This is a genomic window from Nonomuraea sp. B10E15 (genome assembly GCF_039871615.1).
In the GTDB taxonomy this organism is placed as follows: domain Bacteria; phylum Actinomycetota; class Actinomycetes; order Streptosporangiales; family Streptosporangiaceae; genus Nonomuraea.
Map to the genome: position 1 here is coordinate 22,964 of NZ_JBDPMB010000036.1, position 15,682 is coordinate 38,645.

6 protein-coding genes are annotated in these 15,682 nt (G+C 73.2%); all 6 read right to left on the reverse strand.

The genetic code is table 11. The features are described 5' to 3' along the window. Window positions 1-37: 37 nt before the first annotated feature. Window positions 38-928, reverse strand: coding sequence for a VCBS repeat-containing protein (locus tag ABGB14_RS47275; RefSeq protein WP_347650447.1), 891 nt, complete (start codon window positions 926-928; stop codon window positions 38-40). A 233-nt stretch (window positions 929-1,161) separates the two neighbouring features. Next, window positions 1,162-1,950, reverse strand: a complete 789-nt coding sequence (locus tag ABGB14_RS47280) for an ABC transporter permease (RefSeq protein WP_347650448.1) — start codon at window positions 1,948-1,950, stop codon at window positions 1,162-1,164. After that, window positions 1,947-2,846, reverse strand: coding sequence for an ABC transporter ATP-binding protein (locus ABGB14_RS47285; RefSeq protein ID WP_347650449.1), 900 nt, complete (start codon window positions 2,844-2,846; stop codon window positions 1,947-1,949). Before ABGB14_RS47285 ends, ABGB14_RS47280 begins: the two co-directional genes overlap by 4 nt. A 48-nt stretch (window positions 2,847-2,894) precedes the next feature. Next, the gene (locus ABGB14_RS47290; RefSeq protein ID WP_347650450.1) at window positions 2,895-4,331 is read right to left on the reverse strand and encodes an isochorismate synthase; all 1,437 of its coding nucleotides are present in this window, start codon (window positions 4,329-4,331) and stop codon (window positions 2,895-2,897) included. Between the two features lie 27 nt (window positions 4,332-4,358). After that, window positions 4,359-5,945, reverse strand: a complete 1,587-nt coding sequence (locus ABGB14_RS47295; RefSeq protein ID WP_347650451.1) for an AMP-binding protein — start codon at window positions 5,943-5,945, stop codon at window positions 4,359-4,361. A gap of 60 nt (window positions 5,946-6,005) precedes the next feature. Further along, the gene (locus ABGB14_RS47300; protein WP_347650452.1) at window positions 6,006-15,680 is read right to left on the reverse strand and encodes a type I polyketide synthase; all 9,675 of its coding nucleotides are present in this window, start codon (window positions 15,678-15,680) and stop codon (window positions 6,006-6,008) included. Between the last annotated feature and the right edge of the window lie 2 nt (window positions 15,681-15,682).

Sequence of the window (15,682 nt, forward strand, 5' to 3'; positions counted from 1 at the left end):
CGGAGCGGGAACAGGGCGGGGAAACGCTCTTGCGTGGTCAGCTGACGACGTCGTACTTGCCGAATCCGGTGGCCACGGTCACCGGCTCACGAAAGAGGTCGAGCGGAGCTTGGGGGTTGAAGGCGCCGGAGTGCGCGTACGCGTCGAGCGTGCCGTCGGGGCGCAGGCCGAGCAGGTCGGGCCGCCCGTCGAGGTCGATGTCCGTGAGCGTCATGATGCGCATGTCCTGCCAGCCGCGGGCGACGGTGTACCACGTGCCCTCGGCCGTCGTGCCCGGCTTGCCGGCGAACTCGAACAGGTCCATGTCGCCGTTGGCGCGGCGGACCAGGAGGTCGGGCGTGCCGTTGCCGGTGAAGTCGGCCATCGCGACGGGGAAGTCGTCGACGTCGACGTCGACGAGCCGCACCGGCTCCTTGTCGTAGGTGTCGTTCCTGACGACGCCCTGGTCGCGGTGCGGGAAGAGGTCGATGTTGCCGGCGTTCTTGCCCCGGCCGAACGTGTCGTCGGTGCCGGTGCCCGTCACGTCGGCGAAGCCGATGGTCTCCCATTCGCGGCCGTCGTCGCGCTTGCTGGACACGCGGAGCGGTTCGGCGAACGGGCCGATCTCGCCGGGCCCGCCGAGGTTGCGCAGCAGGAAGAAACCGAATTCGCCGTTCTCGCCGGGATTGATGTCGTATTCGCTGGTGCTGAAAGCGCATATGTCGGCGCGTCCGTCGCCGGACGCGTCCACGGCGCGGACGAAGAAGAAACGCCACCAGCCGAATCCGTCCCCGATCCTCACCGGCGCGCGGAACGTATCGGTCCCGTTGAACTCACCGCTGTGCGGGTGAACGAAGAGCTCGCCGGTTTCCGTGTCACGTACCAGCAGATCCGGCAGCCCGTCGCCCCGAAAGGACCGGCACTGACCGTTCGCGAAATTCGGCGCCATTGTTTAACGCTCCTCCCCGCCAGGATTTCCCGGTCAAGCGACATCAGTATTTGCGAGGCGGGATAAGGCGGGTAACCCCTAGCAGCCCACTAAATCGGCCGGTCGGCCCCAGTGCGGGAGGGCGCGGGCATGCCGCGGACCCGGCGCGCGGGGTGGCGCGCCGGGTGCCGGGTGAGGCGGCTCAGGCGAGGCGGGAGCGGGAGCGGCTCAGGCGACGCGGGAATGGACGCGGCTCAGGCGTCGCGGGAGCGGAACAGGGCGAACGCCGCGATCAGCAGCACGGCGGTGAAGGCGGCCATCACCCCGAACCCCGGCCACGGGAGCATGCGCTCGGCGTTCTGCACGGTGGTGGTGATCTGCAGGCCGGCCTGGATGGGCCAGTACGTCTGCACCCAGGCGCCGACCCCGTCGGGCAGCAGCCTGGGCCCGATGATCGGGATGATGAAGTTGACCGCGACCAGCACGGTCGTGGCGCTCATGGTGGAGCGCAGCAGGCCGCCCAGCGCCACGCCCGACAGGCCGACCAGCACCCAGAGGAGCCCCATGCCGACGACGGCGCGCAGGACGCCCGGCTCGCCGAGGGAGGCGGTGGGGGCGCCGCCGGAGCCGAGCACGGCCTGCCCGAGGAAGAACGAGCCGAAGCTGGACACCCAGCCCATCAGCAGGGCGATCAGCGCGAACGTGGCCACCTTGGCGCCCAGCAGCCGGCCGCGCCGCGGCACCACGGTCGTGCTGGTGCGGATCAGGCCCGTGGCGTATTCGTGGGTCACCACGAGCACGCCCAGCGCTCCCACGGTGATCTGGGCGAACAGGAACCCGCCGTACATGCTGATGTAGGCGGGGTCGAACACCGCCCTGGTGGCCTCGGAGGCGGCCTGGTAGTTCTCGCTGGCGCCGTTGGCGGTCAGGGCGCCGGGGAACACCATGAGCGCGACGGCGGTCAGCATGGTGGGGATGTTGGACGGGATCGTCCGGAACTTGGTCCATTCGGAGCGGACGGTGTCCGCGAACGCCACGCTCATGCCACACTCGCCTGGAACTCGATGCTGTCACGGGTCAGATCCATGTACGCCTGTTCCAGGGAACGTTGCGGCGTCAGCTCCGTCAGCACCACCTTGGCGTCGAGCGCGGCCTTGCCGACTTCCCTGGCCTCCAGGCCGGTGACGATGAGCGCCCCGTCGGCGCCGGGGAGCACGGTGCCGCCGGCCTCGGTCAGCTTGGCGGCGAGCCGCTCCTGGTCGTCGGCGCGTACGAGCACGTTGGAGCCCTGCCGGATGAACTCGGCGATCCCGATGTCGGCGATCAGCTTTCCCTTGCCGATGACGATGAGGTGGTCGGCGGTCTGCGCCATCTCGCTCATCAGGTGGCTGGAGACGAGGACGGTGCGGCCCTCGGCGGCCAGTCCGCGCATCAGCTCGCGGATCCACTTGATGCCCTCGGGGTCGAGCCCGTTGACGGGTTCGTCGAATAACAGCACCTTCGGGTCTCCGAGCAGCGCCACCGCGATGCCGAGCCGCTGCCCCATGCCCAGCGAGAAGCCTCCAGCGCGCTTGCGCGCCACCGACTCCAGCCCGACCACCTGCAGGACCTCGTCCACGCGCTTGGCGGGGATCCCGTTGGTCTGGGCGATGCAGAGCAGGTGGTTGCGTGCCGTGCGCCGGGGGTGCACGGCACGGGCGTCGAGCAGGGCGCCCACCTCGCGCATCGGCCGGGGCAGGCCGACGTAGGCGCGCCCGTTGACCGTCACGCTCCCGGCATGGGGACGGTCGAGGCCGAGGATCGCCCGCATGGTGGTCGATTTGCCCGCCCCGTTGGGTCCGAGAAAACCGGTGACCCGCCCAGGATGGACATTGAATGACAAACCATCCACTGCCGTCTTATTGCCATAACGCTTGGTCAAATCGGTTATTTCGATCATTTTTCCAGTCCCTTCACAGACGGGAGATGGAGCGCTGCTTCCACACCATCAGTCAAGATCTTTGCACTCGACCCGTCTATAGGGTGCCCCTTCCGATAAAGGAACCGCCAGGGCATTAAGCATGGGACGGAACTTCAACCGGGTCTCCTCAAGCTCCGCGTCCGGGTCGGAACCCGCCACGATCCCGCACCCCGCGTACAACGTGGCGGTGCCCTCCTCCAGGTGGGCCGAGCGGATGGCCACCGCGAAGTCGCCCTCCTGGTCGTCGTTCATCCACCCGACAGGGCCGGCGTACCAACCGCGGTCGAAGGGCTCGGCCTCGCCCAGCCACTCGAGCGCCGCGCGCCGCGGCTGCCCGCCGACGGCGGGCGTCGGGTGCAGCCGCTCGACGAGGTCGAGCACGCTGGCCGACTCCGGGTCGGCTACCTCGCCGACGATGCGGGTGTGCAGGTGCCGCAGGTTGGGCAGGTCGAGCACGTGCGGCTCGTCCGGCACCGTGACAGTGCCGCAGACCTGCTCGAACGCGCGCCGCAACGTCGCGGTGACGATCTTCTGCTCGCGCCGGGACTTGTCGTCCTCCAGCAGGGCCGCGCGCAGGCACGCGTCCTCCGCCGGGGTCGCGCCGCGGGGCATGGACGCCGCCAGGCTCATCGACTCGGCCCGCCCGCCGCGCAGGCTGACCAGCCGCTCCGGCGTCGCGCCGACAAAAGCCTGCCCGTACGCCGCCACGGCGAACGCGGTGCTGCCCGGCTGCGTGTCGAGCAGCGTCCCCATGACCGAGGGCAGGTCGTAGCCGCAGGGCGAGGTGACCCGCAACTGCCGGGCCAGCACCGCCTTGTCGAACCGGCCGCGCCGGATCTGCTCGACGGTGTGCGCGACCAGCGCCTTCCACTCCGACGCCGACGGGACCTCGATCATGTTCGTGCCCGCGAGCTGCGGGCTGGGGCATGGCCGCACCCCGGCGGAGCCGAGCAGGGCGGCGGCGTCCGCGGCCGTCCGCGCGGGACCGTCGGCCGTGGTGCCTCGCGGGTCGACGCACACGCTGAGCGCCAGCGTGGCCCTGCCGTCCCGGTCCTGCGTGATCAGCACGCGCGGCACCCACATCAGGGCCTCCGGCAACGAACCGGGACGCGGCGCGAAGGCGAAGCCGCCGACCAGCGCAGGAACGCCACGCGCTCCGGGACCGTCGGCCACGGCTGTCCTGGCCGCCTTCTCCCAGCCGCGCCGGATGCCGGCGAACCTGTCGCGGCCGAAATGCGTGAAGTCCGTGGCGCTGCCCATGGCGATGACGCTGGTTTCGGGCGACACCCAGACGAAGGTGCGCGTGGACCGCTCGAACAGCGGTCTGAGCAGCCCGGCCGGATCGAAGGGGCCGATGTCCTGGCGCCAGATCGCCAGGGCGGGGCACGCGTTGTTGCGCGCCTCGATGGTCGCTTTGGCGTGCACTTCCCGGAAACCCTGCAGGTCGATGTCTACGACGTGCATCGGCGATCGTCCTCTGCGTGCGTGGGGTCAGTGGAACATGCCGGCGAGCGTCTTCTTACTGACCTTGCCGAGCGGGGTGAGCGGGAGTCGGGGAACGATCTCCAGGCGGTCGGGGAACTTGAAGGCCGCGACACCGCGGTCGCGCAGGAAGGCGGCGAGCTCCGCCAGCGTCGGCGCCGTGCCGCGAGGCACCACGCAGGCGCAGGTCCGCTCGCCGAGCACCTCGTCAGGCAGGCCGACCAGGGCGACCTCCCTGACACCTGGATGGGCGAGCAGGTGGTTCTCCACCTCCTCGGCCGCGATCTTCTCCGCCCCCCTGTTGATCTGGTCCTTGACGCGTCCTTCGAAGATCACATGCCCGGTCGGCAGCAGCCGTACCAGGTCTCCGGTCCGGTAGAAGCCGTCTGCGGTGAACGTCCTGGCGTTGTGCTCGGGTGCCCGGTAGTACCCCCGCACCGTGTACGGGCCGCGCGCCAGGAGCCGGCCCACCTCGCCGGGAGCGACGTCGCTGTCGTCCTCGTCCACGACCCGGACCTCGTCCGCCGGGGAGACGGGCAGCCCCTGGCTGACGAGGACCACGTCCTGCGGGTCGTCCCACCGGTGGAACCCGCACAACCCCTCGGCCATGCCGAAGGCCTGCTGGAGCCGGCAGCCCAGCGCGGGCTCCACCCGGCGGGCCATCTCGGGCTGGAGCTTCGTCCCGCCGATCGTGACCCGCCGCAGGCTGGACAGGTCGTACTCGTCCCACTCCGCCGCCTCCATCCACAGCAGCGCCGCGCCAGGGATCAGCCCGGTCTCGGTCACTCTTTCCCGTTCGATGAGCGGGAAAGCCTCGTCCGGGCTGGGGCCCGGGGCCAGCACGAGGGTCCCGGCCGCGTGGAAGGTGGCCAGCAGCCCGTGGGTCAGCGGCCAGTTGTGGCTCAGCGGCAGGCTCACCAGGTGAACGGTCTCCTCGCCGTAGTCGCACGCCTCGGCCACCGCGCGCCCGCTGTACGACCATTCCTGGTGGGCGCGCGGCACCAGCTTGGGAACGCCGGTCGTCCCGCCCGACAGCAGGAAGAGCGCCACGCCGGCGGGGTCGGGCCTGGGCAGGTCGACCGGATCGCCGTCCAGGGGAAGCGCGGCGAAGTCCCCCGGATCCCCCGCGACCAGCACGTGCTTGAGCGTGGGCACCCGCGCCGTCACCTCGGCGGCCAGCCCTCGGTAGTCGAAGCCGACGTGCACGTCGGGAATGACGTACGCCACCGCGTCGGTGAACTCGCAGAAGTACGTGATCTCGCTGCTGCGGTGGGCCGGCAGCGCCAGGACCGGCTGGGCGCCGATCCTGAACAGCGCGAACATCAGCGTGACCAGCTCCGGGATGTTCGGCAGCTGCACGACCACGCGGTCGTCGGCGCCGATGCCGATCCGGTGCAGGCCGGCCGCCATCCGGTCGGTCCTGGCGTCCAGCTCGGCATAGCTCCACCGCTCCCCGCCCGCCACGAGGGCGGTCCTGCCGGGGTACGAGCGGGCCAGCCCGCGCAGGAGCTCGCCCAGCGTCTCGTCGCGCCAGTAGCCGGCCGAACGGTACCGCTCGGCGAACTCCTCAGGCCAGGGGGTGCATCCATCCAGCACGTGTCCGTCCTTTCCTCGGCGGGGGCCTCGCGGGCCGACCGCGATCTCAGCCGGGATGGCTCAGCTCATGGCCTCGGCGAGCAGGTGCTCGGCCAGCTCGGCCGGGGTCGGGTAGTCGTAGATCGCGTCGGCCGCCACCTCGATGCCGGTCAGCTCGACGAGCCGGTTGCGCAGCTCCACCGCGGCCATCGAGGAGAAGCCGAGCTCGAAGAACTCCGCGTCCTGCTCGACCGCGTCGGGCATGGGCAGCTGCAGGATCGCCGCCGCCTCGCCGCGCACCACGCCGAGCACGATGTCCCGGTGCTCCTCGGCCGGACTGCCGGACAGCAGCCGGCGGAAGGCCGCCGCGTCGTCGACGGCCTCGCCGGAGCCGTCATCCTCCCCGGCCGCCTGCGGGATCTCCTCCAGCAGCCGGACGTGGCCGGACGCGTTGAGCGCGGCCCAGTCGGTGTCGGCGAGCACGAGCGTCCTGTCGCCCTGGTGCAGCGCGTGGCGGATGGCCGACGCCGCGTCCCCGGGCTCCTTCAGCCCGGCGGCCACGGCCAGCGCGGGCTGTCCCGCGGCCAGCCGCTCGTCCGCCAGCGCGGCGAAGAACTCGTACGCCTCGGCGCCGTCCCCGCCCCAGGCGGCCCGCGCGGGGGCCAGCATGACGAAGATTCCCACGCCGGCGGCTCTGGCCGGCTCGTCCAGCACGCGAGCCGCCTCCGCCGTCGTGCACACGACCGCCGACACCCCTCCGGCGCCCGCATGCCCGTTCACCGCGCCGGTCGGGTTCAGGACACCCGCGGCCGCGGCGAGGCCGGTCATGCCCGGCTCCCCCGGAGGGCCGGCGGCCGGTCCGGTGAGGACGGTCACGCCCGGCTCGCCTTCGAGGCCGGCGGCCGGTTCGGTGAGGACGACCCGTTCCGCGCCGTTGCGGGCGGCCCATCTGGCCAGTTCCGTGGCGGTCTCGTCGAGGTGGCCCGCCAGCAGGACCGTGCCGCCGGGCCGCCACTCGCGACCGACCGGGGTGCCGCGCGGCGGCGCGGGCCGCAGCCTGCGGGCGAAGACCCCGCCGGAGCGTACGGCCACCTCGGCCTCGCCCGTCAGCCCGGACAGGACCCCGCACAACCGGCGGATGGCCTGGTCGTCGAGCCTGACCGGCAGATCGATCAGCCCGCCGCGCCGCAGCAGCCCCTCGCCGGCCGCGCTCCGGAGGCCGCCCCAGTCCGCGGCCGTCTCGGGTCCGGCCACGCGGTCGGACGGCACCACCTGGATCGCGCCGCGGGTGAGGAACCAGACCGGCGCCGAACCCTCGGGGACCGCCGGAGCCCGCACGCCGTCCGGCAGCAGGCACACGATGCCCGCCACGCCACCGTCGGAGGTACCAGGCAGCACGACGGTGTCAGCCGCGCCTCCGCCGGAAGAGCCGGGCGTCTGGGGCAGCACCACCGTGTCCGCCCCGTGGGCGGCCAGCCCCGCTGCCAGTGCCTCCACCGGTGCGGCGTCGTCCCCCACCACCAGCCAGGTACCGGAGAGCGCGGGGGCGGGCAGGTCCGTGAGGGGGCGCCAGCCGAGCTGGTAACGCACGTCCCCGTGGCCGGCGCCGTCCTGGCCGCGCAGCCGGGCCAGCGCGGGCAGCAGGTCGGCGACCGTGGCGCCGCTCTCCAGGCCGAGCACCGCGAGCAGGCCGTCGAGGTCGTCGCGGCCGACGGCGTCCCAGAGCCCCTGGTCGGGCCGTACGTCCTCCTCCTGGCGAGGAGGGTCGGGCCAGTACCGCTGGCGCTGGAAGGGGTAGGTGGGCAGCGGCACGGCCCGCCCTGAGCCGATCACGGCGGCCCAGTCGACGCCGACCCCGTGCGTGTACGCCTGGGCCAGGGCCTCGATCAGGGTGCCGGTCTCGGCCCGGTCGCGGCGCAGCGCCGGAGCGGCCACCCCGGTCCAGCCGTCCAGGCAGTCCTTCACCATGGCGGACAGCACCGCGTCGGGGCCGAGCTCGATGAAGGTGGACACGCCCTGGTCGCGCAGGGTCCGTACGCCGTCGCAGAAGCGCACGGCCTGGCGCAGGTGGCGGGCCCAGTACTCCGGCGAGGTCAGCTCCTCGACGGTGGCGAGCTCGCCGGTGACGTTGGAGACGACGGGGATCTCCGGCGGCTGGAAGGCCAGCCCGCGGGCGACGTTCACGAACTCCTCGATCGCCGGCTCCATCAGCGGCGAGTGGAACGCGTGGCTGACGGTCAGCCGCCTGGTCTTGCAGCCGCGCGAGGCCAGCCGCTCGGCCAGCTCCAGCACGCTCGCCTCGTCGCCGGACAGGACCAGCGACGAGGGGCCGTTGACGGAGGCGATGCCGACGCGCTCCTCGTGCCCGGCCAGCAGCGGCAGCACGTCCTCCTCGGTCGCGCCGCGCACCGAGACCATGGCGCCGCCGGGCGGCAGCGCCTGCATGAGGCCGCCCCTGGCGGCCACGAGCGTGACCGCGTCGTCCAGCGACAACACGCCGGCGACGTGCGCGGCGGCGATCTCGCCGATCGAGTGTCCGGCCAGGAAGTCGGGCCGCACGCCCCACGCCTCCAGGCAGCGGAACAGGGCGACCTCGACGGCGAACAGCGCGGCCTGGGTGTACCGGGTCTGGGCGAGCAGGTCGGCGTCGCCGGTGATGACCTCGCGCAGGGGCCGGTCGAGGTGCCGGTCGAAGCGGGCGCAGACCTCGTCGAAGGCCGCGGCGTACTCGGGGTAGGCCGCGTACAGCTCCTCTCCCATGCCCGGCCGCTGGCTGCCCTGGCCGGTGAAGAGGTACGCCGTCCGTCCACGGGCGGCCGAGCCGGTGATCACGTTGTCGGCGGGAGTGCCGGCGAGCGCGGACTCCAGCCCGGCGACGAGCTCGTCGCGGGTGGCGCCCAGGACGACCGTCCGCCGCTTGAACGAGGCCCGCGTCGTGGCCAGCGACCAGGCGACGTCCGCGGCCCGCCGGTCGGCGCCCAGGTGGTCGCGGAGCCTGCGGGCCTGCGCCTTCAGCGCCTCCGCGCTCTTGGCCGACAACACCCACGGGATGACCGGGCGCGGGGTCTCCTCGGCCTCGGCGGGTTCGTCCCGCTCCGGGGCCTGCTCGATGATGACGTGGGCGTTGGTGCCGCTGATGCCGAACGAGGAGACGCCCGCGCGGCGCGGCCTGCCCGTCTCCGGCCACGGGACGGCCTCGGTGAGCACCTTGACCGCGCCCGCGTCCCACGCGACGTGGGTGGTGGGCTCGTCCACGTGCAGCGTCCGCGGCAGCACGCCGTGCCGCATGGCCATCACCATCTTGATGATGCCCGCGACGCCGGCCGCGGCCTGGGTGTGGCCGAGGTTCGACTTCACCGAGCCGAGCCAGAGCGGCCGGTCCTCCGGGCGGTCCTGACCGTACGTCGCGACGACGGCCTGCGCCTCGATCGGGTCGCCCAGCGTGGTGCCGGTGCCGTGGCCCTCGACGGCGTCGACGTCGGCGGTGGTCAGCCGCGCGTCGGCCAGCGCCTCCTCGATGAGCCGCTGCTGCGAAGGGCCGTTGGGCGCGGTCAGGCCGTAGCTGGCGCCGTCCTGGTTGATCGCGGTGCCGCGCACCACGGCCAGGATCGGGTGGCCGTTGCGCCGGGCGTCCGAGAGCCGCTCGACCAGCAGCAGGCCCACGCCCTCCGCCCAGCCGGTGCCGTCGGCGCCCGTGGCGAACGACTTGCAGCGGCCGTCGGGGGCGAGGCCGCGCTGGCGGCTGAAGTCGACGAACACGCTGGGCGTGGAGAGCACGGTGACGCCGCCGGCCAGGGCGAGCGAGCACTCGCCGCGCCGCAGCGCCTGGATCGCCATGTGCAGGGCCACCAGCGACGACGAGCAGGCCGTGTCGATGGTGACCGACGGGCCCTCGAAGCCGAAGGTGTACGACACGCGGCCGGAGGCGACGCCCGCCGAGATGCCGGTGCCGACCAGGCCCTCCAGGTCGCTCGTCGGGTTCTGCAGGTGGAAGCCGTAGTCGTGGTACATCAGGCCGACGTACACGCCGGTCCGGCTGCCGCGCAGCGTGCCCGGGTCGATGCCGGCGTTCTCCATCGCCTCCCACGAGCCCTCGAGCAGCAGCCGCTGCTGGGGATCCATGGCCACGGCCTCGCGCGGCGAGATGCTGAAGAACGCCGGGTCGAACGTGGTGGCGTCGTAGACGAAGCCCCCCTCGCGGGTGTACGTGGTGCCCGGGTGCTCCGGGTCCGGGTGGTAGAGCTCGTCCAGGTTCCAGTTGCGGTCGGCGGGGAACATCGACATCGCGTCGCCGCCCTCGGCCACCAGGTTCCACAACCCGTCCGGGTCGGTGACGCCGCCGGGCAGCCGGCAGCTCATGCCGACGATGACGATCGGCTCCTCCTCGCCGGACTGCGTCCTGGCCGAGGCGGCCGACCGTGGCCCGTCGAGCAGCCGGGTCCGCAGATATTCGACCAGGCCGGCGGGTGTCGGGTAGTCGAAGACGAGGGTGGCGGGCAGCCGCAGGCCGGTGGCCGCGTTCATGCGGTTGCGGAATTCGACGGCGGTCAGCGAGTCGAACCCGGCCTCGTTGAACGGGCGGTCCTGCTCGACGGCGCTGGGGTCCCGGTAGCCGAGAACGGTCGCCACCTGGCCGAGCACGAGGTCGAGCAGCACCCTGGCGTGCTCGGACTCCGGCATGCGGGCCAGGCGCTCGCGCAGCTCCGACGCGGCGGCCGGGTCGTTGCCCACCACCCGCCGCTTCGACGTGGGGACCAGTTCCTGCAGGATCGTGGGGAGCGCCCCGAACTGGGCCGCCATCCGCAGCGCGGCGAACTCCAGCCGGATCGGCACCAGCGCCGCCCGGTCCGCGGCGCAGGCGGCGTCCAGCAGCGCGAGCCCGTCGGCGGTGGACAGCGGCGCGACCCCGGTGCGGGCCAGCCGCGCCCTGTCGGTCTCGCTGAGCGTCCCGGTGAGCCCGCTGTCCTGCTCCCACAGGCCCCACGCCAACGACAGCGCGGGCAGGCCGAGCCTTCCGCGCCGCTCGGCGAGGGCGTCGACGAACGCGTTGGCCGCCGCGTAGTTGCCCTGGCCCGGCCCGCCGAAGACGCCGGCCGCCGAGGAGAACAGCACGAACGCGGTCAGCGGCAGGTCCTCGGTCAGCTCGTGCAGGTTCAGCACGGCGTCGGCCTTGGCCCGCAGCACGGTGTCGATCCGCTCGGGCGTCAGCGCGGACAGCACGCCGTCGTCCAGGGCGCCGGCGGTGTGCACGACGCCGGTCAGCGGATGCTCGGTGGGGATGCCGGCCAGCACGTCCGCCAGCGCCTGCCGGTCGGAGGCGTCGCAGGAGGTGACGGTGACGTCGGCGCCGAGCGCGGTCAGCTCCGACATCAACTCGGCCGCGCCTTCCGCGGCGGGGCCGCGGCGGCTGATCAGCAGCAGATGGCGGACGCCGTGCTCGCTCACCAGGTGGCGGGCGACGATCCCGCCGAGGGTGCCGGTGCCGCCGGTGATCAGTACGGTCCCGTCGGGGTCCCACGAGGCGGCGGCCGGTCGCGTGTCCACGGGTGCCTCGGAGCCCGCCCCTGCTTCCGCGGGTGCGTTGGCACGCTGCCGGGACAGTCGCGGCACCAGGGCCTCGCCCCCGGCGAGCGCGATCTGGGGTTCGCCGGACGCGACCGCGGCGGGCAGCGCCTGCCACGACTCGTCCGTGCCGTCGAGGTCGAGCAGGACGAAACGGCCCGGGTTCTCCGACTGCGCCGAACGGATCAGCCCCCACACCGCGGCGACCGGCAGGTCGCCGCCCTGAGCCATCGTGCCCTGGGTGACGATGACGAGGGGCACGTCGGCGTACCGCTCCTCGGCGAGCCACGCCTGGGCTGCGGCCAGCACCTCGCCGGTCGCGTTGCGGGCTCCCGCCGCCGGATCGGCTCCGGGGTCGGGAGCGCACACCAGGAACGCCAGGTGCGGCGTGGCGCCGTCCGGGTCGAGGGCGCTCACCTGGGCTCCCGCCGCTTCGAGCGCGGCCGTGAGCCGGGTGCCGTCGCCGCCGACGATCGCGTACCGGGCGCCGTCGTGCCCGGTGACCGGGCCGGCGGCCGGGCCTGCGGGCACCCAGTCGAGGGCGAACAGGGCGTCGCGCAGCGGGTCGGTGGCGGCCTTGAGGTCGGCGGCGGCCATCGCGCGGACGACCAGCGAGTCCACGGAGGCGACGGGCGCGCCGGTGGCGTCGGCGACCTCGATCCGCACCGCGTTGGCGCCCTCGGGCGCGAGCCGGACCCGCAGCGTGGCGGCTCCGGTGGCGGCCAGGCGCACGCCGGTCCAGGCGAACGGCAGCACGGGCCCGCCGGTGGCCTGGGCGGGGAAGAAGTCGCCCACGGCGAGCGGCTGCAGCGCCGCGTCGAGCAGCGCCGGGTGCAGCCCGAAGCCGCCGGCCTCGGTGCCTTCCGGCAGGGCGACCTCGGCGAACAGCTCCCGGTCGCGCCGCCACACGGCCCGCACGCCGCGGAAGGCGGGGCCGTAGTCGACGCCGATGCCCGACAGCAGCTCGTACACGCCGTCGGCGCCGACGGCGGTCGCTCCGGCGGGCGGCCACGACGCCTCTGCGAAGGCGGCCGCCCCGGTGTCCCTGGCGAGGAAGCCGGTGGCGTGCCGGGTCCACGGCTCGTCGTCGAGCCTGGAGTGAATGGTCAGCGCCCGCCGCCCGTCCTCGTCGGGCGCGCCGACGGCCACCTGCACCTGGACGCCGCCGCGCTCGGGCAGGACCAGCGGGGCCTGCAGGGTCAGCTCCTCCAGCAGGTCGCAGCCGGCCTCGTCGCCGGCCCTGACGGCCAGCTCCACGAAGGCGGTGCCGGGCAGCAGCACCTGCCCGCTGACCATGTGGTCGGCCAGCCACGGGTGGGTCTTCAGCGACAGCCGGCCGGTGAGCAGCACGCCTTCGCCGTCGGCCAGCGACACGGTGGCCGCCAGCAGGGGGTGCCCGGCCTGGCCCATGCCGAGCTGGGTGAGGTCGGCGTTCGACTGGATGTTCTTCGGCCAGTACGGCTCCCGCTCGAAGGCGTAGGTGGGCAGGTCGACCCGGCGAGGACGCGCGGGGGCGTAGGCCTGGGCCCAGTCGACGTCCACGCCGCGCACCCACAACTCGGCCGCGCTGGACCACAACCGGCGCAGGCCGCCGTCGTCGCGGCGCAGCGTGCCGACGGACACCGCCTCGACGCCCGACTCCTCCAGCGTCTCCCGCATGCCGATCTGCAACACGGGATGCGCACTGGCCTCCACGAAGAACCGGTGACCCGCCTCCGCCAGAGCACTCACCGCCGGAGCGAACCACACCGTCTGCCGCAAATTCTCATACCAGTACGCGGCATCGACCTCGGTTCCGGCCAACCACCCCCGCCGCACCGTCGAATACCACGCCACCCCCGCCTCACGCGGCCTCACCGGAGCCAGCAACCGCGCCAGCTCCTCCTCAATGGACGCAACGTGCGCCGAATGCGAGGCATAATCCACCTCGATCCGCCTGGCCCGCACCCCCTGCCCCTCGCAATGAGCCAGCACCTCATCGATCGCATCCACATCACCGGACACCACCGTCGAAGCAGGACCATTCACAGCAGCAACCGACAACCGGCCGTCCCAACGCGCCAGCAGCTCACCCACCTCACCCGAGCCGAGCGGCACCGACGCCATACCACCACGCCCAGCCAGAGCCACGATCGCCTGACTACGCAACGCCACCACCCGAGCGCCGTCCTCCAACGACAACGCCCCCGCCACCACCGCAGCCGCGATCTCCCCCTGCGAATGCCCGACCACCGCCGCCGGAACCACACCGACAGACCGCCACACCTCCGCAAGCGACACCATCACCGCCCACAACACCGGCTGCACCACATCCACCCGGTCAAAACCCGGCTGGCCGTCCTCACCCCGCAACACACCCGTCAACGACCAATCCACAAACCGAGCCAGCACCGCCTCACACTCAGCCATCCGCGCCGCGAACACCGGCGAACACTCCAGCAACTCCACACCCATACCGAGCCACTGCGACCCCTGGCCAGGGAACACGAACACCGACTTGCCACCACCACCGGCGACACCCTGCACCACGTCGGGCACCGGCACGCCGTCCGCCAGGCCGTCCAGACCGGCCAGCAGCTCGTCCTGGCCGGCGCCCACCACCACCGCGCGGTGGTCGAAGGCCGTCCGGCCCGTCAGCAGCGACCAGCCGACGTCGGCGGGGCTCTCGCCGGGACGGGAGCGCGTCCACGCGGACAGCCGCCCGGCCTGCCGCCGCAGGCTCTCCGCGCCGCGCCCCGACAGCAGCCAGGGGACCGCGGGAGGCTCCTGGCGCGGCCCGTCCTCGGCCGGCGGCGCGGCGGCCGGCGGGGCCGGCGCCTCCTCGATGATCACGTGCGCGTTGGTGCCGCTCATGCCGAACGACGACACGCCGGCCCTGCGCGGCTCCGCCCCGGCGGGCCACGGGCGGGCGTCCGTCAGGAGCTCCACCGCGCCCTTCGACCAGTCGATGTGCTCCGAGCGCTCCTCCGCGTGCAGGGTCGCGGGCAGCACGCCGTTGCGCAGCGCCATCACCATCTTGATGACGCCCGCGGCGCCGGCGGCGGCCTGCGCGTGGCCGATGTTGGTCTTCACCGACCCGAGCCAGAGCGGGCGCTCCTCCGGCCGGTCCTGGCCGTAGGTGGCGATGAGCGCCTGCGCCTCGATCGGGTCGCCCAGCTCGGTGCCCGTGCCGTGCGCCTCCACGGCGTCCACCTGGACGGGCGCGAGCCTCGCGTCGGCGAGCGCGGCGCGGATGACCCGCTGCTGCGACGGGCCGTTCGGGGCCGTGAGCCCGTTGCTGGCGCCGTCCTGGTTGATCGCCGAGCCGCGGACGACGGCCAGCACCGGGTGGCCGTTGCGGCGGGCGTCCGACAGGCGCTCGACCAGGAGGACGCCCGCGCCCTCGGCGAGCGCCATGCCGTCCGCGGCGGCGGCGAACGCCTTGGAGCGGCCGTCCCTGGCCAGCGCGCGCACCCGGCTGAAGCCGATGAACGTGCCGGGCGACGACAGCACGGTGACCGCTCCGGCCAGCGCCAGGGAGCAGTCGCCGTTGCGCAGCGCCCGTACCGCCAGGTGCAGCGCCACCAGCGACGACGAGCAGGCCGTGTCGATCGTGACGGCCGGCCCCTCCAGGCCCAGCGTGTACGAGATGCGGCCCGACACCACGCTGGTGGCGACGCCGGTCATCAGGTAACCCTGCAGCTCGGGCGGCGCCTGCGTCATCAGCGTGAGGAACTCGGAGCTGTTGGCCCCCACGAACACGCCGGTCCTGCTGCCGTGCAGGGCCGCCGGGTCGATGCCGGCCCGCTCGATCGCCTCCCACGACGTCTCCAGCAGCAGCCGCTGCTGCGGGTCCATCGCCTGCGCCTCGCGCGGGGAGATGCCGAAGAACGCCGGGTCGAACGCCGTGACGTCCTTCACGAAGCCGCCCTCGCGGACGTACGAGGTGCCGAACGCGTCAGGGTCGGGGTTGTACATCGACTCCAGGTCCCAGCCGCGGTCGTCGGGCAGCCCGGAGATGGCGTCGGTCCCGCCTGACACGATCCGCCACAGGTCCTCGGGGCTCTCGATCTCCCCGGGGTAGCGGCATCCGATGCCGACGATGGCGATCGGCTCGTGGTCCTTGTCCTCGGCCGCCTGCAGCCGCTTCTTGCTGTCGTGGAGCTCGGTCGTCACCCGCTTGAGATATTCGACGAGCTGTTCCTCTGTCGCCATGC